This window comes from Streptomyces ovatisporus (assembly GCF_042653885.1).
In the GTDB taxonomy this organism is placed as follows: domain Bacteria; phylum Actinomycetota; class Actinomycetes; order Streptomycetales; family Streptomycetaceae; genus Streptomyces; species Streptomyces ovatisporus.
In genome coordinates this window covers 1-22,834 of sequence record NZ_JBHSFH010000005.1, presented here as the reverse complement: position 1 = coordinate 22,834, position 22,834 = coordinate 1, and the positions used below count along the sequence as shown (strand labels likewise).

At 70.7% G+C, this 22,834-nt stretch carries 20 protein-coding genes; 11 read left to right on the top strand and 9 right to left on the bottom strand.

Annotated features, from left to right (window positions below; all coding sequences use genetic code 11):
* The first annotated feature begins 82 nt into the window (after nucleotides 1-82).
* From hutU to hutI, 4 genes are all read left to right on the top strand, one after another.
* Nucleotides 83-1,747 carry a urocanate hydratase gene (gene hutU / locus ACFPA8_RS08585; protein ID WP_386444813.1) on the top strand — a complete coding sequence of 555 codons (1,665 nt, stop codon included), beginning with the start codon at nucleotides 83-85 and terminating at the stop codon, nucleotides 1,745-1,747.
* Nucleotides 1,748-1,908: 161 nt separating this feature from the next.
* A complete protein-coding gene (locus tag ACFPA8_RS08580) occupies nucleotides 1,909-3,159 on the top strand; it encodes an allantoate amidohydrolase (RefSeq protein WP_386446236.1) in 1,251 nt (416 codons plus the stop codon).
* The gene (locus tag ACFPA8_RS08575) at nucleotides 3,156-4,529 is read left to right on the top strand and encodes a formimidoylglutamate deiminase (protein ID WP_386446233.1); all 1,374 of its coding nucleotides are present in this window, start codon (nucleotides 3,156-3,158) and stop codon (nucleotides 4,527-4,529) included. Before ACFPA8_RS08580 ends, ACFPA8_RS08575 begins: the two co-directional genes overlap by 4 nt.
* A gap of 93 nt (nucleotides 4,530-4,622) precedes the next feature.
* Nucleotides 4,623-5,798, top strand: a complete 1,176-nt coding sequence (hutI, locus tag ACFPA8_RS08570; RefSeq protein ID WP_386444810.1) for an imidazolonepropionase — start codon at nucleotides 4,623-4,625, stop codon at nucleotides 5,796-5,798.
* Nucleotides 5,799-5,940: 142 nt separating this feature from the next.
* Here hutI and ACFPA8_RS08565 read toward each other — a convergent pair whose 3' ends face one another.
* A complete protein-coding gene (locus ACFPA8_RS08565) occupies nucleotides 5,941-6,870 on the bottom strand; it encodes an RNA polymerase sigma factor SigF (RefSeq protein WP_386444807.1) in 930 nt (309 codons plus the stop codon).
* 261 nt (nucleotides 6,871-7,131) lie between these two features.
* Here ACFPA8_RS08565 and ACFPA8_RS08560 point away from each other — a divergent pair, with 261 nt between their 5' ends.
* Nucleotides 7,132-7,512, top strand: coding sequence for an STAS domain-containing protein (locus tag ACFPA8_RS08560; protein ID WP_386444804.1), 381 nt, complete (start codon nucleotides 7,132-7,134; stop codon nucleotides 7,510-7,512).
* 450 nt (nucleotides 7,513-7,962) lie between these two features.
* Nucleotides 7,963-8,475 (top strand): ATP-binding protein, encoded by a 513-nt coding sequence (locus ACFPA8_RS08555; RefSeq protein ID WP_386446230.1) that lies wholly within the window; start codon nucleotides 7,963-7,965, stop codon nucleotides 8,473-8,475.
* 130 nt (nucleotides 8,476-8,605) lie between these two features.
* Here the strand turns inward: ACFPA8_RS08555 and ACFPA8_RS08550 are convergent, their stop codons facing one another.
* Genes ACFPA8_RS08550 through ACFPA8_RS08540 form a run of 3 tightly spaced genes read right to left on the bottom strand, consistent with a single transcriptional unit; the run spans nucleotide 8,606 to nucleotide 11,562 of the window.
* A complete protein-coding gene (locus ACFPA8_RS08550; RefSeq protein ID WP_386444801.1) occupies nucleotides 8,606-9,802 on the bottom strand; it encodes a dipeptidase in 1,197 nt (398 codons plus the stop codon).
* Between the two features lie 6 nt (nucleotides 9,803-9,808).
* Nucleotides 9,809-10,342, bottom strand: coding sequence for a 5-(carboxyamino)imidazole ribonucleotide mutase (gene purE, locus ACFPA8_RS08545; protein WP_386444798.1), 534 nt, complete (start codon nucleotides 10,340-10,342; stop codon nucleotides 9,809-9,811).
* A complete protein-coding gene (locus ACFPA8_RS08540) occupies nucleotides 10,339-11,562 on the bottom strand; it encodes a 5-(carboxyamino)imidazole ribonucleotide synthase (RefSeq protein ID WP_386444795.1) in 1,224 nt (407 codons plus the stop codon). Before ACFPA8_RS08540 ends, purE begins: the two co-directional genes overlap by 4 nt.
* A gap of 134 nt (nucleotides 11,563-11,696) precedes the next feature.
* Here ACFPA8_RS08540 and ACFPA8_RS08535 point away from each other — a divergent pair, with 134 nt between their 5' ends.
* Nucleotides 11,697-12,374 carry a GtrA family protein gene (locus ACFPA8_RS08535; RefSeq protein ID WP_386444792.1) on the top strand — a complete coding sequence of 226 codons (678 nt, stop codon included), beginning with the start codon at nucleotides 11,697-11,699 and terminating at the stop codon, nucleotides 12,372-12,374.
* Here the strand turns inward: ACFPA8_RS08535 and ACFPA8_RS08530 are convergent.
* Both ACFPA8_RS08530 and ACFPA8_RS08525 read right to left on the bottom strand, forming a co-directional pair.
* Nucleotides 12,285-13,571 (bottom strand): ATP-binding protein, encoded by a 1,287-nt coding sequence (locus tag ACFPA8_RS08530; RefSeq protein WP_386444789.1) that lies wholly within the window; start codon nucleotides 13,569-13,571, stop codon nucleotides 12,285-12,287. The genes ACFPA8_RS08535 and ACFPA8_RS08530 overlap by 90 nt on opposite strands.
* A gap of 16 nt (nucleotides 13,572-13,587) precedes the next feature.
* Nucleotides 13,588-14,268 carry a response regulator transcription factor gene (locus tag ACFPA8_RS08525; RefSeq protein WP_386444786.1) on the bottom strand — a complete coding sequence of 227 codons (681 nt, stop codon included), beginning with the start codon at nucleotides 14,266-14,268 and terminating at the stop codon, nucleotides 13,588-13,590.
* 394 nt (nucleotides 14,269-14,662) lie between these two features.
* On the opposite strand from ACFPA8_RS08525, the gene ACFPA8_RS08520 reads away from it, so the two are divergent.
* The gene (locus ACFPA8_RS08520) at nucleotides 14,663-16,165 is read left to right on the top strand and encodes a peptide MFS transporter (protein ID WP_386444783.1); all 1,503 of its coding nucleotides are present in this window, start codon (nucleotides 14,663-14,665) and stop codon (nucleotides 16,163-16,165) included.
* Nucleotides 16,166-16,382: 217 nt separating this feature from the next.
* The gene (locus ACFPA8_RS08515; RefSeq protein ID WP_386444780.1) at nucleotides 16,383-17,375 is read left to right on the top strand and encodes an alpha/beta hydrolase; all 993 of its coding nucleotides are present in this window, start codon (nucleotides 16,383-16,385) and stop codon (nucleotides 17,373-17,375) included.
* 160 nt (nucleotides 17,376-17,535) lie between these two features.
* Here ACFPA8_RS08515 and ACFPA8_RS08510 read toward each other — a convergent pair whose 3' ends face one another.
* Nucleotides 17,536-18,723 carry an acyl-CoA dehydrogenase gene (locus tag ACFPA8_RS08510; RefSeq protein ID WP_386444777.1) on the bottom strand — a complete coding sequence of 396 codons (1,188 nt, stop codon included), beginning with the start codon at nucleotides 18,721-18,723 and terminating at the stop codon, nucleotides 17,536-17,538.
* Nucleotides 18,724-18,925: 202 nt separating this feature from the next.
* Here ACFPA8_RS08510 and ACFPA8_RS08505 point away from each other — a divergent pair, with 202 nt between their 5' ends.
* Nucleotides 18,926-20,278, top strand: a complete 1,353-nt coding sequence (locus tag ACFPA8_RS08505; protein ID WP_386444774.1) for a UDP-glucose dehydrogenase family protein — start codon at nucleotides 18,926-18,928, stop codon at nucleotides 20,276-20,278.
* 57 nt (nucleotides 20,279-20,335) lie between these two features.
* Here the strand turns inward: ACFPA8_RS08505 and ACFPA8_RS08500 are convergent, their stop codons facing one another.
* Nucleotides 20,336-20,890 (bottom strand): CGNR zinc finger domain-containing protein, encoded by a 555-nt coding sequence (locus ACFPA8_RS08500; RefSeq protein WP_386444771.1) that lies wholly within the window; start codon nucleotides 20,888-20,890, stop codon nucleotides 20,336-20,338.
* Nucleotides 20,891-20,969: 79 nt separating this feature from the next.
* Here ACFPA8_RS08500 and ACFPA8_RS08495 point away from each other — a divergent pair, with 79 nt between their 5' ends.
* Complete coding sequence (locus ACFPA8_RS08495; protein WP_386444768.1) at nucleotides 20,970-21,344, top strand: VOC family protein; 375 nt, start codon at nucleotides 20,970-20,972, stop codon at nucleotides 21,342-21,344.
* Nucleotides 21,345-21,411: 67 nt separating this feature from the next.
* Here the strand turns inward: ACFPA8_RS08495 and ACFPA8_RS08490 are convergent, their stop codons facing one another.
* A complete protein-coding gene (locus tag ACFPA8_RS08490; protein WP_386444766.1) occupies nucleotides 21,412-22,626 on the bottom strand; it encodes an LCP family protein in 1,215 nt (404 codons plus the stop codon).
* Between the last annotated feature and the right edge of the window lie 208 nt (nucleotides 22,627-22,834).

Genomic DNA, 22,834 nt, shown 5'->3' with positions numbered 1-22,834 from the left:
CTTCACGGTGTTGACTAGGTCTATTCACTCCGTAGAGTTGGTGAATAAATGAAGTCGGGTGCACAGCAGGGAGGCAGGGCACATGTCTGGACCGCGACCCGTACGGGCGCCGCGCGGCACCGAACTCAGTGCACGGGGCTGGCAGCAGGAAGCCGCCCTTCGCATGCTGCAGAACAACCTCGACCCCGAGGTCGCCGAGCACCCCGACAAGCTCGTGGTCTACGGCGGCACGGGCAAGGCGGCCCGGGACTGGCCCTCCTTCGACGCGATGGTGCGTACGCTCCGCACCCTCCGGGACGACGAGACGATGCTCGTCCAGTCGGGCCGCCCCGTCGGCGTGATGCAGACCCACGAGTGGGCTCCGCGCGTCCTCCTCGCCAACTCCAACCTGGTGGGCGACTGGGCGAACTGGGAGGAGTTCCGCCGCCTCGACGCCCTCGGCCTGACCATGTACGGGCAGATGACGGCCGGTTCGTGGATCTACATCGGAACGCAGGGAATCCTCCAGGGGACTTACGAGACGTTCGCGGCGGTCGCGGCCAAGCGCTTCGGCGGCACCCTCGCCGGGACGATCACTCTGACCGCCGGCCTCGGTGGCATGGGCGGTGCCCAGCCGCTCGCCGTGACGATGAACGACGGGGTCGTGATCTGCGTCGAGTGCGATCCGTCCCGCATCGAGCGGCGCATCGACCACGGCTACCTGGACGTACGCGCCCATTCCCTCGACCACGCGCTGGAGTTGGCGACCCGGGCCCGGGACGACCGCCGGCCCCTGTCGATCGGCGTGCTCGGAAACGCGGCCGAGGTGGTGCCGGAGCTCCTCCGGCGCGGCGCTCCGATCGACATCGTCACCGACCAGACGAGCGCGCACGACCCGCTGTCCTATCTGCCCGTCGGAGTCGACTTCGACGACATGGCCTCGTACGCGGCCGACAAGCCCGCCGACTTCACCCTGCGGGCACGGGAGTCGATGGCCCGGCACGTGGAGGCCATGGTCGGCTTCATGGACGCGGGCGCCGAGGTCTTCGACTACGGCAACTCCATCCGCGGGGAGGCGCAACTCCACGGCTACGGGCGGGCGTTCGACTTTCCCGGCTTCGTGCCCGCCTACATCCGGCCGCTCTTCTGCGAGGGCAGGGGGCCCTTCCGGTGGGCGGCCCTGTCCGGCGACCCCAGGGACATCGCCGCGACCGACCGGGCGCTGCTCGACCTCTTCCCGGAGAACGAGTCGCTCTCGCGATGGCTGCGCCTCGCCGGTGAACGCGTCCACTACCAGGGCCTTCCGGCCCGCATCTGCTGGCTCGGATACGGCGAGAGGGACCGCGCCGGCGAACGCTTCAACGACATGGTCGCCGCCGGGGAACTCTCCGCCCCCGTCGTCCTGGGGCGCGACCATCTCGACTGCGGATCGGTGGCCTCGCCCTACCGGGAGACCGAAGCCATGCGTGACGGTTCCGACGCCATCGCGGACTGGCCGCTGCTGAACGCCATGGTCAACGTCTCCTCCGGGGCGACCTGGGTCTCGGTGCACCACGGCGGTGGCGTCGGCATGGGCCGGTCGCTCCACGCCGGCCAGGTCACCGTCGCGGACGGCACGGCCCTCGCCGGGGAGAAGCTGCGCCGCGTGCTGACGAACGACCCGGGCATGGGCGTCGTACGGCATGTGGACGCCGGATACGAGCGTGCGGAGGAGATCGCCGCCGAGAGGGGCGTACGCGTGCCGATGCGGGAAGGCGAGAGCGTGTGACCTCACCGCAGCAGGACCATGAGAGCCAGGACGCCCCCGGCGCGGCGGGCGGCCCCGCCGCGTCGGCCCGGGGCAGGCCGGTCGTGGGCAGGCCCGTACCGCGACTGCGGGCCGCCGCGGATGCCGCGGAAGCCGTCATGCGGCAGCCCTCCTTCCACGAGATGTGGCGCGACCTGGCCTCCATCGGCCGCGACAGGCGTAGCGGTGGCTACCGCCGCTACGCCTGGACCGGCGCGGACACCGACTGCCGAGCCTGGTTCCGCGCCCAGGCCGAGAGCCGCGGCCTGGCCTACGAGCTGGACCGCAACGGCAACCAGTGGGCCTGGCTCGGAGTCGCCACCGCGGAGGACATCGCCCTGGGCAACGCGGTCGTCACCGGCTCCCACCTCGACTCCGTCCCGGACGGCGGCGCCTTCGACGGGCCGCTCGGCGTCGTCTCCGCATTCGCCGCGCTCGACCGGCTCCGGGAGGACCACGCGGCGTTCACCGCGCCCGTCGGCATCGTCAACTTCACCGACGAGGAAGGCGCGCGCTTCGGGCTCGCCTGCGTCGGCTCCAGGCTCAGCGCGGGCGGCCTCAGCCAGAAGCAGGCGCACGCCCTGACGGACGGGGACGGCATCACCCTCCCGCAAGCCATGGAACGGGCGGGGCACGACCCGGACGCCATCGGGCCCGACCCCGAACGCCTCGCCCGTATCGGCGCGTTCGTCGAACTCCACATCGAGCAGGGACGCGCGCTCGCCGACCCGGCCGCGCTCGCCCGCACCGGCGCGGACAGCGGTTCCGTGGGCCCGCGGGGACGTCCCGTCGGTGTCGCGTCGGCGATCTGGCCGCACGGGCGCTGGCGCTTCGACTTCCACGGCGAGGCCAACCACGCGGGCACGACCCGCATCGAGGACCGACGTGACCCCATGCTGACCTACGCGGCCACGGTGCTCGCAGCCCGCGAGGAAGCCCTGCATGCCGGTGCGCTGGCCACGTTCGGCAAGGTCGCCGTCGAGCCCAACGGCGTCAACGCAGTCCCCGGCCTGGTGCGCGGCTGGCTCGACTCCCGTGCCGCGGACGAGGACACCCTGGCCGCCGTCGTCGCCGCGGTGGAGCACGCCGCCGCCGAACGCGGGCGCCGCGACGGCGTCGACGTGCACGTGACGCGCGAATCCCGCACCCCCGTCGTGGAGTTCGCCCACGGCCTGCGGGACCGCATCGCGCAGCAGCTGGGCGACGCGCCCCTGCTGCCGACCGGAGCCGGACACGACGCCGGCATCCTCTCCGCGTCCGTCCCGACGGCGATGCTGTACGTACGGAACCCCACCGGGATCTCCCATGCGCCCGCCGAGTTCGCCGAGGAGGACGACTGCGAGGCCGGGGTGGCCGCACTGGCCGACGTACTGGAGGGGCTGGCGTGCCGATGACATCCGGGCGGGAGCCGGCGCGGACTGCCTACTGGTGCGAATACGCGTGGCTGAACGGTCTCGTGGAGTCCGGCGTCGTGCTGCGCACCGGTGCCGACGGCATGATCACCGACGTGCGCACGGCGGTCGAGGCACCCCCGCAGGGCGCCGAACCGCTCCGCGGACTCACCCTGCCCGGCCTGGCCGACGCGCATTCGCACGCCTTCCACCGTGCGCTGCGCGGAACCGTACAGGTCGGGTCGGGCACTTTCTGGACCTGGCGGGAGACCATGTACCGGGTCGCGTCCCAGCTGACGCCCGACTCCTACTACGCCCTGGCCCGGGCGGTCTACGCGGAGATGGCCCTGGCCGGCATCACCTGCGTCGGCGAGTTCCACTACCTCCACCACGCACCCGGCGGCGAGCGCTACGACGACCCCAACGCCATGGGGCACGCACTCGTCGCCGCCGCCGCGGACGCGGGCATCCGCATCACCCTGCTGGACACGGCCTACCTGGCCTCCGGCATCGGACGCCACGGCGCCGGCGAGCCGCCCACCCGCCCGCAGCTGCGGTTCTCCGACGGCACCGCGGACGCGTGGGCGGAGCGGGCCGGCGACCTGCGGGCCGACGCGGCCCACGTCCGTACGGGTGCGGCCATCCACTCCGTACGGGCGGTCCCCGCAAGGGAGTTGGGCACTGTGGCCGAGTGGGCACGGGCACGCGAGGCGCCCCTGCACGTACACCTCTCGGAGCAGACCGCCGAGAACGACGCCTGCCAGGAGGCGCACGGCTGCACACCGTCCCGTCTCCTCGCCGACCACGGGGTGTTCGGACGCCGCACCACCGCGGTCCACGCCACGCACCTCACGGACGACGACATCGCTCTGCTCGGCGGCGCATCGGCAGGGGTGTGCATGTGCCCCACCACCGAACGCGACCTCGCGGACGGCATCGGCCCGGCCCCCCGACTCGAACGTGCCGGGGCCACGTTGTCGCTGGGCAGCGACAGCCACGCCGTGGTCGACCTGCTGGAGGAGATGCGCGCGATGGAGCTGAACGAACGGCTGCGCGCCCGCACCCGGGGGCACTGGACCGCGGCTCAACTGCTGCGCGCGGCAACGGAGCAGGGACACGAGGCGCTGGGCTGGCCCGAGGCCGGCCGCCTGGAGCCGGGAATGCTCGCCGACTTCACCACGGTCGCGCTGGATTCCGTCCGCACGGCGGGAGCGCTGCCGCGTACGGCCGCGGAGACGGCCGTGTTCGCGGCGACCGCGGCGGACGTCCGGCACACCGTCGTCGGCGGCCGCCACGTCGTAAGGGACGGCCACCACACGTCCGTCGGCGACGTGCCCCGCGCACTCGCCGAAGCCATCGGAGCCCTCAACTAGGGGTGTCGCCCGAGACACCCCCTCATCCCGCTGCCCGGTCACCCGAGGCCGGGCAGGCGAGGCGCCCACGTGACCACCGGGAGGACCCGAGAGATGACCAGCACCCTCGTCACCGGCATCAGCACTCTGGTGACCAACGACCCCGCCCTCGGCGAGGGGCCGCTGGGCCTCGTCGAGGACGCGGCCGTCGTCCTCGACGGCGAGCGCGTCGCGTGGGCGGGTCCCGCGTCCGGGGCGCCCGCGGCCGACGAACGCCACGACGCGCAAGGCTGCGCCGCTCTCCCCGGATTCGTCGACTCCCACTCGCACCTCCTCTTCGGCGGCGACCGCACGGCCGAGTTCAACGCCCGCATGTCGGGACGCCCTTACAGCGCGGGCGGCATCCGTACCACGGTCGCCGCGACCCGCGAGGCGAGCGACGGGGAGCTGGCGGACAACCTGGCGCGCTACCTCGCCGAGGCGCGGCGCCAGGGCACCACCACCATGGAGACCAAGTCCGGCTACGGCCTCACCCCCGGCCAGGAGTCCCGCGCACTGCGGGTGGCGTCGCAGCAGACCGACGAGGTGACCTACCTGGGTGCCCACATCGTCGCCCCCGAGTACGCCGACGACCCGGCCGCCTACGTCGACCTCGTCACCGGACCCATGCTGGACGCCTGCGCCCCGTACGCCCGCTGGGTCGACGTCTTCTGCGAGAAGGGCGCCTTCGACGGCGACCAGGCCCGCGCCGTCCTCACCGCGGGCCAGGCGAAGGGGCTGACGCCGCGCGTCCACGCCAACCAGCTCTCCTACGGCCCCGGCGTGCAGCTCGCCGTCGAACTGGGTGCCGCCTCGGCCGACCACTGCACGCACTTGAGCGACGCGGACGTGGACGCTCTGAGCCAGTCCGCCGACACCGTCGCGACGCTGCTCCCCGGCTGCGAGTTCTCCACCCGCGCCGTGTACCCCGACGCCCGCCGCCTGCTGGACGCCGGTGTCACTGTCGCCCTGTCCACCGACTGCAACCCGGGTTCGTCCTTCACCTCGTCGATGCCGTTCTGCGTGGCCGTCGCCGTACGGGAGATGGGCATGACCCCCGACGAGGCGGTCTGGGCGGCGACTGCGGGCGGCGCACGGGCGCTGCGGCGTACGGACATCGGGCGCATCGCCCCGGGCGCTCTCGCGGATCTCGTGCTGCTCGACGCGCCCTCGCACGTGCACCTCGCCTACCGGCCGGGCGTCCCGCTCGTCTCGCGGGTCTGGCGCCGCGGAGCACTGCTGGGGGAGTGAGGCGGGCAGGGCACTGGCCGAAGGCCCGCCGCAGGAACAGGGAACGGGCCGGACGCGGCAGCGGAAAGCGGTCCGCTCCGGTCTTCACGACCGGAGCGGACCGCCTCACGTGCGTGTCCCGCCCCGAAGGGGGCGGGGAGGATCACTCCTCGATCATCAGCCCCTTGCGGAGCTTGTTCAGGGTCCGCGACAGGAGCCGGGAGACGTGCATCTGGGAGATGCCGAGTTCCTCGCCGATCTCGCTCTGGGTCATGTTGGCGACGAAGCGCAGGGAGAGGATCGTCCGGTCGCGCGCGGGAAGTTCGGCGATCAGCGGCTTGAGGGACTCGACGTACTCGATGCCCTCCAGGCCGTTGTCCTCGTAGCCGATGCGGTCCGCGAGGGCGCCCTCGGTGTCGTCCTCCTCGGGCTGCGCGTCGAGCGAGCTGGCGGTGTAGGCGTTGCTCGCCGCCATGCCTTCGACGACCTCTTCGACGCTGATGTCGAGCCTCTCGGCCAGCTCCTCCATCGTGGGCGCGCGGTCGAGGGTCTGGGCGAGTTCGTCGCCGGCTTTCGCCAGGTCCAGCCGCAGCTCCTGCAGGCGGCGCGGCACGCGCACCGACCAGGAGGTGTCGCGGAAGAAGCGCTTGATCTCGCCGACGATCGTCGGCATCGCGAAGGTCGGGAACTCGACGCCCCGTTCCATGTCGAAACGGTCGATCGCCTTGATGAGGCCGATCGTGCCGACCTGGACGATGTCTTCCATGGGCTCACTGCGGGAGCGGAAGCGGGAGGCCGCGAACTTCACCAGCGCGAGGTTGAGTTCGACCAGCGTGTTGCGTACGTACGCGAACTCGTGAGTGCCCTCTTCGAGGCGCTCCAGGCGCTTGAAGAGCGTCTTGGACATGGCCCGCGCGTCGACCGGTCCGACCTCGTCGTAGGGTGGGAGCTCCGGAAGCCCGAACTGGCCCTCGAGGATCTCCGCGACCTCTTCCGGGCCCGCGGGGTCCGGCACCTGCTCCGGGCTGAACTGCGCCGGAACGACCGGGTCGGTGACGATGCCCGGTTTCCCGTGGTCGAGCCTGGGTGACATGGCGGTGTCCTCCATCATCTCGGCATATGGCTGCCGAAGCCGTGACGTGCACTACGAAGGTGCGGCGCCTCCAAAGCCGACGCGTTTTCTGTATGCCTATACGCCTACCCGGTCGTGCACACGCATGGCAAGTGCTAAATGTCCGAATTTGCACCAATGTGTGGGTTGTTCGGCTACCGGTTGTGTCGGTGAAGGCGTAGGGTTCATGTCGCTCGACGGGGGAACAAGTGACGGCGCTTTGGCAATCAAAAAGGGGTGTGCATGGACCGCGGGATGCCCGGCAGTACGAGCCGGGGTCGGCTGACGGTCGACGTCAGACACCAGGGGGGCAGTGCCGTCCTGACCCCCGAGGGTGAGCTCGATCACCACACGGCGGAGGTGCTCAGCGCCCCGCTGGAGCAAGCCCTCGAGGACGGCTACAGCCGCCTGGTCCTGGACTGCGCGCGACTGGAGTTCTGCGATTCGACAGGCCTGAACGTGCTGCTCGGAGCCCGGCTGAAGGCCGAGGCGGCCGGCGGCGGGGTGCACTTGGCCGGGATGCTGCCGGTGGTGTCCCGGGTCTTCGAGATCACGGGCGCCGGAGCGGTCTTCACTGTGCACGACGACGTCGACGCAGCGCTTGCGCATGTGGCGGAGGCGTGACGGTGTCCGCATCGCTTGTGCAGGGGAGGCGACGCGGAAGTTACGCGTGTCACACGAGTCGGTCCGAATCAGTGGGTGTTCTCACGGCCCCGTAGGGCAGGAGGTCCTCTGGGCAGTCAGATGGGCAGTCAGACACTCGTGTGTTGTCGCTGGCCCGGGCACCCGGCGACGAGAGGCATTATCGGTGATCGGTGAGGTGAACCACTGATGAGCACCATCCGGCCGTATCCGGCGGGCGACTGCGGTCCGGAGCCCGAGGGCGCCGCGACGACAGCAGCCACGCCCGGCGCCGGGACTGCCGGAACGGGAGCCGTCGCCGGCATCTCCGGCCCCGGTGTCGCGAGCGCGTCCGGCCCGGCAGGGCCCCCCGGCACAGGCGGTGTCTCCGGCTCGGCGGAGCAGCCGGGTGCGCAGAACCAGGCCCCCGGTGCCGCTCGGGCCGAGCAGCCCGTGCAGGCGCCTCCCACAGGTGACGCGGCCCACGACGGCGAAACGGGGCAGACCGGCCGTGCCGGCGGTCCCGCCCAGGGAGAGACCGGGAAGGGGCATCCCATGCGCCAGGTGCGCAGACTGCGCCTGGTCGGGGTCAGCGGTGCCGTTCCCCGTGCCCGTGACTTCGTCCGGCAGGCGCTCCAGGACTGGGGGTGGCTGCCCGCCGCAACCGGCGACCAGCGTGCCGCCGCGGAAGACGTCCTGCTGGTCGTCTCCGAACTGGTGACGAACGCGTGCCTCCACGCGGACGGGCCCGAGGAACTGCGCGTCGGCAGCGGATCCAAGATGCTCCGGCTGGAGGTCGTCGACCAGGGCAGCGGTTCGCCCGCCCCCCGCACGCCGCACCGTGCCGGACGTCCCGGGGGACACGGCATGTTCATCGTCCAGCGGCTCTGCCTCGACTGGGGTGTCGTGCGCAATCCGGAGGGCAGCGGCAAGACCGTCTGGGCGGAGCTGGCAGCCCCCAGCTGACGGGCGCCGTTCTCACGCCTTCGTATGCCCAGGTGGGCCGGTGCCGAAAGCCCGTCCGGCCCGTCCCGCGTTCCGGCACCCTCGACCCGGCCCTGACTCCCGGCCTGAACTTCCGCCCTGACTCCCGGCCTCAGCGGTCGAGTTGCTCGATCCGCGCCACGGACGGCCCGCGCCGCGCCCGCAGTTCACGTGCGACCGCCTCCGCGTCGCGCAGCACACGCACCGCGTTGCGCCACGTGAGCTTCGCCAGGTCCTCCTCCGACCAGCTCCTGCGGAGCAGTTCGGCGACGAGGTGCGGGTAGCCGGAGACGTCCTCCAGTTGCCGGGGTACGAACGCCGTGCCGTCGAAGTCGCCGCCGATGCCGATGTGGTCGATGCCCGCCACGTCACGCATGTGGTCCAGATGACCGGCCACCGTGGCCGCGTCCGCGAGCGGACGCGGATTGTCCCGCTCGAACTCCCGGTGCACGCGCATGCCCTGCTCGCTGCTGTCCAGCGGGTGCATCCCGTGGGCGCTCATGTTCTCCTCGGCGGCCTTCGTCCACGCGACGGCTTCCGGGAGGACGAACTTCGGAACGAACGTCGCCATGGCCACACCCCCGTTGGCGGGCAGCGCCGCGAGCACGTCGTCGGGGATGTTGCGCGGATGGTCGCACACCGCGCGTGCCGAGGAGTGCGAGAAGATCACCGGCGCCTCGCTCACCCGCAGGGCGTCCCGCATGGTGCTCGCGGCGACGTGCGAGAGGTCGACGAGCATCCCCACCCGGTTCATCTCCCGTACGACCTCCTCGCCGAAGCGGGAGAGGCCGTCGTGCCGCGGCTCGTCGGTCGCCGAATCGGCCCAGTCGATCGTGTCGTTGTGGGTGAGCGTCATGTAGCGCACGCCCAGCTCGTGCAGCGCTCGCAGCGTGGCGAGAGAGTTGTTGATCGAGTGGCCGCCCTCGGCTCCCATGAGCGAGGCGATACGGCCCTCCGACCGTGCCGCCTCCACGTCGTCGGCCGTCAGGGCGAGCCGCAGGTCCGCGGAGTGGCGGTCCGCCAACTGACGTACGACGTCGATCTGTTCGAGACACGCACTCACGGCGCTGTCCCCGCGGAGGTCGGTGCGTACGTACACCGACCAGAACTGGCCGCCGACACCGCCCGCACGCAGCCGGGGGATGTCGGTGTGCAGATGGGCGGACTGGTCCTCGGAGATGTCACGCAGGTCCAGGTCGTAGGCGACCTGTTCGCGCAGCGCCCAGGGCAGGTCGTTGTGCCCGTCGACGACGGGGTGTGCGGCGAGGAGTTCGCGTGCCCGCTCCAGGAGGGAGTCGTCGGTCGCCACCCCGCATCAGCTCCCGAAGCCGAAGCCGGAACGGCCCGCTGCCACCTTGCTGCGCAGCCTGCGGCCCTTCTCGGACGCCTCGTCGTTCAGCTCGTCCTGGAACCGCCGCATGCGCTCCTGCAGATCCGGCTCGCCGGCCGCGAGCATCCGGACGGCCAGGAGGCCCGCGTTGCGCGCGCCGCCGACCGAGACCGTCGCCACGGGCACCCCGGCAGGCATCTGCACGATGGAGAGCAACGAGTCCATCCCGTCGAGGTACTTCAGCGGCACCGGCACGCCGATCACCGGCAGGGGCGTCACCGCAGCGAGCATGCCCGGCAGGTGGGCGGCGCCGCCCGCGCCGGCGATGATCGCCCGCAGTCCGCGTGCGGCGGCCCCCTCCCCGTAGGCGACCATCTCGCGAGGCATGCGGTGCGCGGAGACGACGTCCGCCTCGAACGGGATCTCGAACTCGTCCAGCGCCTTGGCGGCTTCCTCCATGACCGGCCAGTCGGAGTCGGAGCCCATCACGAGGCCGACAAGCGGGGTTCCAGTCGTCATTCGGGGATCGTCCCTCGCAGGTATCCGGCGGCGTGGGCGGCGCGTTCGCGCACATCGGCCAGGTCGTCGCCGTAGGTGTTGACGTGGCCGACCTTCCGGCCGGGCTTCACGTCCTTGCCGTACATGTGGATCTTCAACTGCGGGTCCCGTGCCATGCAGTGCAGGTACGCGGAGTACATGTCGGGGTAGTCGCCGCCGAGTACGTTCGCCATCACCGTCCACCTCGCACGCGGCCGCGGATCACCCAGCGGAAGGTCGAGCACGGCCCGCAGATGGTTGGCGAACTGCGAGGTGACCGCGCCGTCCTGCGTCCAGTGGCCGGAGTTGTGCGGGCGCATCGCCAGTTCGTTCACCAGTACGCGGCCGTCGGGGGTCTCGAAGAGCTCCACCGCGAGATGGCCGACGACGCCCAGCTCGTCCGCGATCCGCAGCGCCAACTCCTGCGCCTGCACGGCCTCGTGCGCCGGCAGACCCGGCGCGGGGGCGATCACGGTGTCGCAGACGCCGCCCACCTGGATCGATTCGACGACGGGATAGGCGACCGCCTGGCCGTGCGGCGAGCGCACCACGCAGGCCGCCAGCTCGCGGGCGAAGCCGACCTTCTCCTCCGCCAGGACGGGCACTCCCGCCTTGAAGGGATCGGCCGCTTCGGCGGCGCTGCGCACGACCCACACGCCCTTGCCGTCGTAGCCGCCGCGCACGGTCTTCAGCACGACGGGCACGGGGAACCCGCTCCCGGCCCCGGGGCCGCCCGCATCGCGGCCGCCGGGGCTGCCGGCATCGCGGCCGCTGCTCAGGCCGTCCGCCCGCGCCACCTCCGCAGCGAACGCAGCCACGTCTGCGGGATCGCGCACGATGCGGTGCCGCGGGCACGGCACCCCCATGCTGTCGAGCCGGGCGCGCATCACGCCCTTGTCCTGGGCGTGCACCAGAGCGTCCGGCCCCGGGCGTACGGGCACGCCGTCCGCCTCCAGGGCCCGCAGGTGATCGGTCGGTACGTGCTCGTGGTCGAAGGTGATCACGTCGCACCCGCGGGCGAACGCACGCAGCGTGTCCAGGTCGCGGTAGTCGCCCACGACGACGTCGCGCACGACCAGCGCAGCGGAGTCCTGCGGAGTGTCCGAGAGAAGCCTGAATCCGATGCCGAGGGGGATGCCCGCCTCGTGGCTCATACGGGCGAGCTGGCCACCGCCGACCATGCCGACTACCGGGAACGTCACAACGTCAGCGTATCCGTACGCCGTGCGGGTCCGAAGACCGGCAGGTGCCGCCCGGGATCCTCCTCCGGGCCCTGCCGCACCTCGCCGCGGCTCGCGCGGCGCCCCGGCCGTCCGGCCCCCGCCCTGGTGCGCCTGTGGCCGCCGGGACGGGCGCCGGGCCGCCGTCCCGGCCCGCCCGGCCGCCGCGCACCGCGCTGCGCGAGCCGGGGCCGCTGGTTAGCATGTGCGGCGGGGGACGGACGACCACGACCGGAACGGGGCACAGCGAGACCATGGGTGAATGGGGCGCAGCGCGCACAGTGAGAAGACTGCGCACCCGGCTCGAACGCCTCGCTCGCGAGGCCGCCAAGTTCGGTGCTGTCGGTGCGGTCGGTTTCCTGGTCAACGTGGCCGTCTTCAACCTGTGCATCCACACGTTCCAGTTGGCGCCGATCCGGTCCGGCGTGATCTCGCAGGTCGTCGCGATCGGCACCAACTACCTGGGCAACCGTTACTGGACGTACCGGCACACCGACAAGCGCCGCATCCGGCGTGAGACGGCCCTGTTCTTCGCCTTCAGCGGCGTCGCGCTCGTCATCGAGAACGCGGTGCTCGCCGTCTCCCACTACGGCCTCGGCTTCACCTCGCCGCTCGCGGACAACATCGCCAAGAACGTGATCGGCCTGGGCATCGGCACGGTCTTCCGCTTCTGGACGTACCGCACGTGGGTGTTCCGGACCGGTTCAGCGGGCCGCATCTTCGGACGTTCCGGCGGCTCCGGAAACCTCTCGTCCAAGGAAAAGAGCGAAGACCGGCGGGTGTTGCTGAAGTAGCTCCAGCCGTCCGCCGTCCGCCTCGGCGAGATCGCGGGCGACTGCCAGGCCGAGACCTGTCGAGTTGTGGCCGCTGACCGTACGTTCGAAGACCCGCGAGCCCAGCTGGGGGTCCACCCCCGGGCCCTGGTCGGTCACCTCCACCACGACCTGATTGCCCGTGACGCGGGTGCGCAGTGCGACCGTCCCGGAGCCGTGCATCAGGGAGTTCTCGATCAGCGTCGCCAGCACCTGTGCCACGGCTCCGGGGGTGCCCACGGCCCGCACGCCCGGCTTCCCGGAACGAACGATCGCCCGTCCCTCGTTCCTGCACGCGGGCTTCCACTCCTCCACCTGCTGCTTGAGTACCTCGTCCAGGTCGAAGTCGACAGCCGAACCGGAGCGCGGATCGCGGGAGTTGGTCAGGAGACGTTGTACGACGTCCGTCAGCCGCTCCACCTGGGCCAGGGCGATGGTGGCTTCCTCCTTGACGGTCGCCCGGTCCTCGGGATCGTCCGTGTCGGCGGTCGCGATGATCTCCTCAAGCCGCATGGACAGTGCGGTCAGCGGCGTACGCAGCTGGTGTGAGGCGTCCGCGGCCAGCCGCCGCTCAGCGGTGAGCATCCGGCCGATGCGGTCGGCGCTGCCGTCCAGCACGTCGGCGACCCGGTCCAGCTCGGGGACGCCGTAGCGCCGGTGACGCGGCCGTGGATCGCCCGAGCCCAGCCGCTCCGCCGTCTCGGCGAGGTCGGTGAGGGGCGCGGCGACCCGGTGCGCCTGCCGTACGGCGAGGATCGCGGCGGCGGCCACCGCGAGCAGTGCCACGGCGAGGATGATCATGAGGGTGCGGCCGATCTCCTCCTGGACCGAGCTGTAGGACCGCTGCACTGTGATGCGTTCACCGTGGCCGCCGGTCTGCGACGCCTCGAGGACCCTGCCCTCCGGGCGCTCTCCGAGCGTGATGGCGCGCCGTCCCGGCACCTCGATGCGCACGTAGCGGTTCTTGGGGACGGCATTGCCCATCGTGCCGGGGGAAACCCTCTCACCTGCGACGATGCGGCTCTCCACGACGGAGACGAGCTGGACGGCCTCCGACTTCACACCGTCCTGGGCGCTGTTCTCGATGGAGCGGGACTCCACGAGGATCAGCGAGACGCCGAAGACGGCGACGACGACGAGCACGACCGCGAGCGTCGACTGGATCAGCCGTCGTCGCACGTGCGCTCCTCCACGGTCAGCTCTTCTCGAAGCGGAACCCGACACCCCGCACGGTGGCGATGTAGCGCGGGTTGGCGGCGTCGTCGCCGAGCTTCTTGCGGAGCCAGGAGATGTGCATGTCGAGGGTCTTCGTGGAGGACCACCACGTCGTGTCCCACACCTCGCGCATCAGCTGGTCGCGCGTGACGACCCGGCCCGCGTCGCGTACCAGCACGCGCAGCAGGTCGAACTCCTTCGCCGTCAGCTGGAGTTCCTCGTCGCCCATCCACACGCGGTGCGACTCGACGTCGATGCGCACCCCGTGCGTGGAGGGCGGCACCGCGGGCTCGACGGGCGCCCCGCGCCGGAGCAGGGCCCGGACGCGCGCCAGCAGTTCGGCGAGCCGGAAGGGCTTCGTGACGTAGTCGTCCGCACCGGCGTCGAGGCCCACGACCGTGTCCACCTCGTCCGCGCGGGCCGTGAGGACGAGCACGGGGAAGGTGTGCCCCTCGTTGCGCAGCCGGCGGCACACCTCCAGACCGTCCATTCCGGGGAGGCCGAGGTCCAGCACGACCAGGTCGATCCCGTCGCGCAGCCCGGCGTCGAGTGCCGTGGGGCCGTCCTTGCGCACCTCGACCTCGTATCCCTCGCGGCGAAGCGCACGGGCCAGCGGCTCCGAGATCGAGGTGTCGTCCTCGGCGAGCAGTACACGGGTCATGGGCTGATGGTAGTCCTCGTTGCGGTGCGTAAGGCCGGTCCCCGGCAACCAGTGCGGATCCTCGGAGATGCACACTCGTTACCTTCGATTTGGCTGAAATGATACGGCCGTCACCTGTGATCTGTGTCGCAAGACCTTCCGTTCGGGGGGCGGGCGTGACGTATGGTGAGGGCCGCTTCCGGGTGCGTGTGCGGTGCACGTATCACCGTCGGCCCTGTTCGGGGCTTCTGCACGCAGATGCCCGCCCGGCCGTCGTCGCGGCCTGATGCGCACGGCGGAGGCGGCCCGAGATCGGTCAATGACCCGTCGGCCGGGCCCGTCGCGTGGTCTACGCGCGTTGCACGGGGGTGCGCTCGGCTGGCGGGCACCATCCACACAGCGAGGAACCCCCCACATGGCCTCCACACTCTCCAAGGACGAGCCGCAGGATCCACCCGCGGCCGAGGGAAGGACCTTCTTCGGTCACCCTCGTGGTCTCGCCACCCTCTTCATGACCGAGATGTGGGAGCGCTTCAGCTTCTACGGAATGCGCGCCCTGCTCGTTCTCTATCTGACGGCGGCGGTCACCGAAGGCGGCATGGGAATGGCCTCGGCCACCGCCGTCGCCCTCTACTCCGTCTACAACGCCACCGTCTACCTCATGGCGATGCCGGGCGGCTGGCTCGGCGACCGCGTCTGGGGTCCCCGCAAGACGGTCGCGGTCTCGTCGTTCGTCATCATGATCGGCCACGCCCTGCTGGCGGTGGGCGTCGACGCCCTCTTCTTCGTCGGGCTGGTCTTCATCGGCGTCGGCTCCGGCCTGCTGAAGGCCAACATCTCCACGATGGTCGGCCACCTCTACCAAGGGCCCGACGACCCCCGCAGGGACGGCGGATTCACCGTCTTCTACATGGGGATCAACATAGGTGCCTTCGCCGCGCCGCTGCTGATCGGCTGGGCCGGCCAGAAGGTCAGCTGGCACCTCGGCTTCGGTCTCGCCGCACTCGGCATGGGGCTGGGGCTGATCCAGTTCCTCATCGGGACGCGGCACCTGCCGGCACGGTCCAGCGTCGTCCCCTACCCGCTGAGCGGCGAGGAGCGGAACAAGGCGATCCGCAACACCGTGCTGGCGGCCGTCGTACTGGCGCTCTTCTACACCGCCGTCGTGCTCGCCGAGGCGTTCACCATCGACTGGGTGCTGTGGCCGCTGAGCATCGCCGGACTGGTCCTGCCGACCTGGTACTTCGTCCGGATGCGGCGTGACCGTGAGGTCACGGCCGAGGAGAAGAAGAAGCTCAGCGCGTACATCTGGTTCTTCGTCGCCGCCGCCATCTTCTGGATGATCTTCGACCAGTCCGGCTCGACGCTGACGCTGTTCGCCGAGAAGGAGACGTCCACCGACCTGTGGGGCATCAACTTCCCCACCAGCTGGTTCCAGTCCGTCAACCCGCTGTGGGTGATGACGATCGCCCCGGTGCTCGCCGCGCTGTGGGTGAAGCTCGGCAGCCGCAACCCCACCACGACGACGAAGTTCTCCATGGGCCTCATCGGTGTCGGTGTCTCCTTCGGGCTGATGATGCTGGCCATGGCCGCCGCGGCAGGCGACACCAAGGTCAGCCCGCTCTGGCTGATCTTCGTCTATCTGCTCCAGACCCTCGCGGAGCTGTGTCTCTCCCCGGTCGGTCTGTCGGTGACGACGAAGCTGGCTCCGGCCAAGTACGCGAGTCAGCTGATGGGCGTGTGGTTCCTCGCGGTCACGGCGGGAGACTGCGTCTTCGCGATCGTCCAGCTGCTCGTCGGCGACGCCGCCAGCGGCAAGACCGGATTCGCTGTGCAGGGCGTCATCGCCGCCCTCGCCGGTGTGGTCTTCCTCGCCGCGCGCAACAAGATCAGGCCGCTGATGGGTTCGGTGAAGTAGCACCCGCCCGGCGTACGCGCAGCAGGCCCACGTGCGGCCCCCGGCTCACTGTCCGAGCCCGGGGGCCGCGGTGCGTCCGGGCTCCGGGCGACGTCGTACGCGGCGTGCTCCCGCTGTGCTCGGGTCGTGCTCCTGTCGTTCTCCCGCAGTCTCCCGTCGGCCCGTCGTCACAGAGCGTGCAGTTGCGGCCAGTGCCGGGCGCCCTGACGCTGAAGGGGTGCGCAGGCTCCCGCTCGCTGTCATCGTCTGTCTGGCCGTGCTGCTCTGCACGTCACCCGTGATGTACGTCGGCTCCGGAGACGGCCGGGAGGCGGAGCGCACCCACTCCTACGGCCCCCGGGCGCGCCAGCGGCTGGTCGCCTACCGTGACCGGACCGCGCCCGCCGACCGCGCGGCGCGCCCCGGCGTGGTCATCCTGCACGGCGGCTTCTGGTTCAAGGACCGGTCCCCGGGCTGGAACGTCTGGGCGCAGCGGATCGCGGACGCTGGTGCCGTCGTCTTCGACGTCGACTACCGGCGCAACGTGGACGCCCCCTGGCCCGCGCAGCGCCGGGACGTACTGCGAGCGCTGCGCTGGATACGCCGGCACGCCGCCAGTTTCGGCGTCGACACCCGCCGGCTGGTGCTTCTCGGGTCGTCCGCCGGGGGGCAGTTGGCCACCAACGTCGCGGCGTACGGGGCGGGCCGCAAGCTCCTCGCGGGAGTCATAGGGCTCTCGCCCGTCGTCGATCCGTACCGTGCCTGGCTGGACGGCGGGCGCGGCACCGGCGGCAGCGGGGTCGCGGTGCTGCGGGCGAGTGCCGCCGTGCTGGCGGGGTGTGACCCCCGGCGTGGCACCGGGCGGGACCGGACGGGCTGCCTGCGCGTCTGGCGGGACATGTCCGCGGTGCACCACGCGACGGGCAGCGAGGACGCCCCCATGCTGCTCGTCCACTCGAGACGCGACTTCGTCCCTGTGCTCCACTCCGACGCCCTGCGCGCGGCTCAACGGCGGCAGGGCATGGCACGGGACGACATCAGCGTCGTGACGGTACCCGGGGCGGAGCACGGTGGGGCGCTGATGCGGGTACCGGCTGTCGCCGAGCAGGTCCTCGAGTGGATCGCGGTGCGTACGGACACCGGTGCGGCGGGTGGAGCGGCACGGCCGCGCGACGGGTTCGCAGGGACGGGAGGCCGCGCGTCCTCCGGAGCAGGCGGCGCGGCCCCTTAGAGGGCAGAGGAGTGCCGCAGGAGTGCCAGGGCTGCGTCAGGGCAGCGCCAGAGGAGTGCGGAGAGGACGAAGGGGCGCTCCCGCACAGGGAGCGCCCCTCTTCCGGCCGGTGGGCCGGCAGCCGCCGTAACCGGTCCCGGACGGCTCGTCCCGGTCCGCCCTACGGCAGGTTGCGGGACATCACGATCCGCTGGACCTGGTTCGTGCCCTCGTAGATCTGCGTGATCTTCGCGTCGCGCATCATCCGCTCGACCGGGTAGTCGCGCGTGTAGCCGTAGCCGCCGAGAAGCTGGACGGCGTCCGTGGTGATCTCCATGGCGGCGTCCGACGCGTAGCACTTGGCCGCGGCGCCGAAGAAGGTCAGCGCCTCTTCGTCGCTGCCGAGGGTGACCCGCTCGGACCTGGCCGCGGCCGCGTACGTCAGCTGACGGGCGGCCTCCAGCTTCATCGCCATGTCGGCGAGCATGAACTGCACGCCCTGGAAGTCGCCGATCGGCTTGCCGAACTGCTTGCGCTCGGCGACGTAGCCCTTGGCGTAGTCGAGGGCCCCCTGCGCGATGCCGAGCGCCTGGGCCGCGATGGTGATGCGGGTGTGGTCCAGGGTCTGCATCGCGGTGGCGAAACCGGTGCCCTCCTCGCCCAGCATGCGCTCGGCGGGGATGCGCACGTTGTCGAGGTAGACCTCGCGGGTGGGGGAGCCCTTGATGCCGAGCTTCTTCTCCGGGGCGCCGAAGGACACTCCTTCGTCGTCCTTCTCGACGACGAAGGCCGAGATGCCCTTCGTGCGCTTGTCCGGGTCGGTCACGGCCATGACCGTGTAGTAGTCGGAGACACCGGCGTTGGTGATCCAGCGCTTCACGCCGTTGAGTACGTAGTGGTCGCCGTCCCGCACGGCCTTGGTCTTCATGCCGCCCGCGTCCGAACCCGCGTCCGGCTCGCTCAGGCAGTACGAGAACATCGCCTCACCGCGGGCCAGCGGCGCGAGGTACTTCTTCTTCAGCTCCTCGCTGCCCGAGAGGATCACGGGCAGCGAACCGAGCTTGTTGACCGCCGGGATGAGGGAGGAGGAGGCACAGACGCGGGCGACCTCCTCGATCACGATGACGGTCGCGAGAGCGTCGGCCCCCGCGCCCCCGTACGCCTCGGGTACGTGCACGGCGTGCAGGTCGTTGGCCTCGAGCGCGTCCCGCGCCTCCTGCGGGAAGCGGCCCTCCTCGTCGACCTCCGCGGCGAAGGGGGCGATCTTCGCCTCGGAGAGGGCGCGCACCGAGTCCCTGAGCATGTCGTGCTCCTCGGACGGCCGGTAGAGGCCGAATTCGGCGGCCGCGCTTTTTCCCGATGGCGCCAAGGTGACTCACTCCTCTTCAGCTCTGCTTCCGCTGGGCGGCGAGCGGCATACGTCTGGGATTGCTAACTACCGTTAAGTAACTCGATTCTAGAGGCCCGCGGCCTGACCGGGATACGTGAGGTTCACGACAGGGCGCCCCGGATATGCTGCCCGGGCAGCGTTCTCGGAGCGTTCCAGACGTCGTCCCACAGGAGCACCCTTCATGGCCAACACGGCCCCGCTCAGGATCACCGTCATCGGTACCGGATACCTCGGCGCCACCCACGCCGCCGCCATGGCCGAACTGGGCTTCGAGGTGCTGGGACTGGACATCTCGCCGGAGAAGATCGCGCTGCTGGAGCGTGGCGAGACCCCGATGTACGAACCGGGCCTGGACGCACTGCTGCGCAGGCACGTTGCGGGGCACCCCGATTCCAGCGGACGGCTCCGCTTCACCACTTCCTACGAGGAGGTGGGCGAGTTCGGGGACGTCCACTTCATCTGTGTCAACACCCCGCAGAAGCACGGCGAGTACGCCTGCGACATGTCCTACGTCGACAGCGCTGTCGACTCGCTCGCCGTGCATCTGAACCGCCGGGCCCTGGTCGTCGGCAAGTCGACCGTGCCCGTCGGCAGCGCGCAGCGGCTCGCAGCGCGCCTCGCGGAGCTGGCGCCGGCGGGGGAGGAGGCCGAACTGGCCTGGAACCCGGAGTTCCTGCGGGAGGGCTTCGCGGTCAAGGACACCCTGCACCCCGACCGCATCGTGGTGGGCGTGCGCAGCGAGCGTGCGGAGCAGTTGCTGCGCGAGGTGTACGCGACGCCGCTGGCGGAGGGCTCGCCCTTCGTCGTCACCGACTTCCCGACCGCCGAACTGGTCAAGACGTCCGCCAACTCCTTCCTGGCGACGAAGATCTCCTTCATCAACGCCATGGCGGAGGTGTGCGAGGCCGCCGACGGCGACGTGGTGAAGCTGGCGGAGGCGATCGGGTACGACGACCGCATCGGCAAGAAGTTCCTGCGCGCCGGCATCGGCTTCGGCGGCGGCTGCCTGCCCAAGGACATCCGCGCCTTCATGGCACGGGCGGGCGAACTGGGCGCGTCCGAGGCGCTGACGTTCCTGCGCGAGGTCGATTCGATCAACATGCGACGCCGTGCACAGATGGTCGAGCTGACCCGCGAGGCCGTCGGCGGCACCCTGCTGGGGACGCGCATCTGCGTGCTGGGGGCCACGTTCAAGCCGGACTCCGACGACGTACGCGACTCGCCCGCGCTCAACGTCGCCGGCCAACTGCACCTGCAGGGCGCGCAGGTGACGGTCTACGACCCCAAGGGCATGGACAACGCGCGTGCCATCTTCCCGACGCTGCGCTACGCGCCGAGTGCGCTGGAGGCCGCGCGTGGCGCGGACGTGGTGCTGCATCTGACGGAGTGGCGCGAGTTCCAGGAGCTGGACCCGGCGGCGCTGGGCGAGGCCGTGGCCGTACGGCGTGTGCTGGACGGGCGGAACACTCTGGACGCGGCTCTGTGGCGCAAGGAGAACTGGCAGTTCCGTGCGCTGGGACGCCCCACGGCCTGATCTCCCCGTCGGTACCGGCGGCGTCCGGCCTGACGGGCCGGGCGCCGGGGCCCGGCTTCAGGTGCGGCGCTTCGCCCTGTACGTGCGCATCTTCGCCCTGCTGCCGCACACCGCCATCGTGCACCAGCGGCCCCGGCCGGCCGGACTGCGGTCGTAGAACACCCACAGGCAGTCGTGTGCCTCGCACGCCTTGAGCCGCTGCCATGTGCCGTCCGCCTCGGCGGCGGCGATGCCCGCGGCGATCCGGGCGGTCAGTGCGGCGATCCCCGACAGGCCCTCGGCGGGGCCCAGCCGTGCGCGGCCCGTCCCGTCCACTGTCACGACGAGGGGCGCGCGGGCGAGCATCCGCTCCAGGGTGGCGGACGCCTCCTGCGGCATGTCCGGCCCGGTGTGTGCCAGGCACGCCGCCCGCAGGGCCTCCCTGAGTTCGCGGACCGCCCGCAGCCCGGCTTCTCCCGTCTCCTCCAGGCCGAGGCCGCGCAGTCCCTGGCGCTGCACGAAGTCCGCGACGCCGTCCGGGGCGGCGAGCGCGTCCTCACCCGTCTCGACGTCGAGGGTGTTCGTCAGCTCTTGAACCAGAACGAGCGATTTCGGGGCTGAGCGGTCCGTCACGCTTGCCAGATTACCGACAGGGGACCATCATTCGGTAACCAAGAGCGTTACCGGATAACGGCACTAAGGGGTAACCACCATGGCCATCGCCACGATGCACTCGGTAGTTCTTGACTGCCCGGACCCGAGGAGACTCGCCGAGTTCTACGCGCAGGTGCTCGGCGGAAAGATCGAACCCGGCGACGACAACGACTGGGTGGACGTCACAGGTCCCGACGGACACAAGCTCGCGTTCCAGGAGTCGCCCGGCTTCATCCCGCCGCAGTGGCCCAGTCTCGAGCACGCCCAGCAGCTCCACCTGGACCTGCAGGTGCCACGGGAGCGCATGGACCAGGCGGAGCAGGACGTCATCGCACTGGGTGCCCGGAGGATCCAGGGGGACGACGACGGAAAGCTGGGCTTCCGCGTCTACCTGGACCCTGCCGGGCACCCGTTCTGTCTGTGCGTGTCGTAGGCCGACGGCTGGACCCACGTCGTTCCGGTGTCCGCGCCGCCGTCGACAGCGGGCGCGGACAGCCGGGTCACCGGTCCGAAGTGACGGTCACTTCCTCGTCGTTCTTCAGCTGCTGCATCAGCTTCTGGACCTTCGCCTTGTCCCACTGGAGCGAACCGGCGGGCGCGGGCCCGGAGATGGGCATGTTCATCCGCTTGCCCTGGCCGCCTGAGACGTCCTTCATCGCGAAGAACATCGAGCCCAGATTCCACAGGCTCATGTCCTCGTCCACGATGAGCGTGTCGAGGCCGGCACCCATCGTCGGGTAGAGCTTGAAGGGGTTGAGGACCGTCGAGGGGGTCGCCGTCTGGCTGGCCAGCGCGGCCAGGAACTTCTGCTGGTTCTTGGTGCGGCCCAGGTCGCTGTCCCCGGTACCCGCGTGACGGTTGCGGACGAAGGAGAGGGCCTGCTTGCCGTCGAGCGTCTGCTTGCCCTTCCTGAAGTCGGCCCCGGAGTTCTTGTCCTTGATGTCCTGCGGGATGTTCATCTCGACGCCGCCGACCGAGTCGACGATCTTCGCGAAGCCGCCGAAACCGATCTCCGCGTAGTGGTCGATCTTCAGGCCGGTGTTGTGCTCGACCGTACGCACCAGCAGCGGGGCGCCGTCCTGCGAGTAGGCGGCGTTGAGCTTCGTCTGCTGGGTGTTGTTGAACTGCTTGCCGGACTCGGAACCCTTGAAGGGCGGGATCTCGACCCAGGAGTCACGCGGCAGGGAGATCAGCGTCGGGGCGCCGCTTCCGACGTGCAGGATCATCATCGAGTCCGTGCGCTTCCCGGCTGCCGAACCCGTGTGCAGGTCCTTCTTCTCCTGCGCGGACAGGCCCTCCCTGCTGTCGGAACCGACGATCAGGTAATTGGTCCCGTCCCCGGTCTCCGGCCGGTCCTGGACGATGCTGAGGTCGACCTCGCGCTTCAGCTTGGAGTTCGCCCAGAAGTACGTGCCGATCGACCACGCCAGCAGCACGACGACCAGCGATATGAGCACGGTCTTGAAGCGCACGCGCCTGCGTCGGGGCGGCTCGTCGTACGGGGCGTAGTCGTCGTAGCCGCCCTGGCCGCCGTAGACCTGCCCCGTGTTGTATCCGGAGTCGTAGTCGGTGTAACCGTCCTCGTAGTAGCCCGGCTGTCTGCCGTAACCGGCGTCATGGCCGCCCCTCGCCTGGGGCGGCACGCCACCGTGGGCTCGCGGGCTGCCGTACCTGTCACGGGAACCGTCGTTCCATCCACCGGGCCACTCATTCATGGACGGCAGTCTGCCTTGCGCCGCCGGGGTGAACACAGAGCGGGTACCGCATCGGACCGAGCCTGTAGCCGATCTGATGCAAAAAGCTCCGCGAGGGCGGCCGTGCCGCTGCGCCGGGCCCGCACATAGGGTGGAAGCCATGACCCACTAGGTGTATTGACCTGATGCGTTGTTCACACGGCTGATCGGTGGCTTGCCTCCGAGTGCT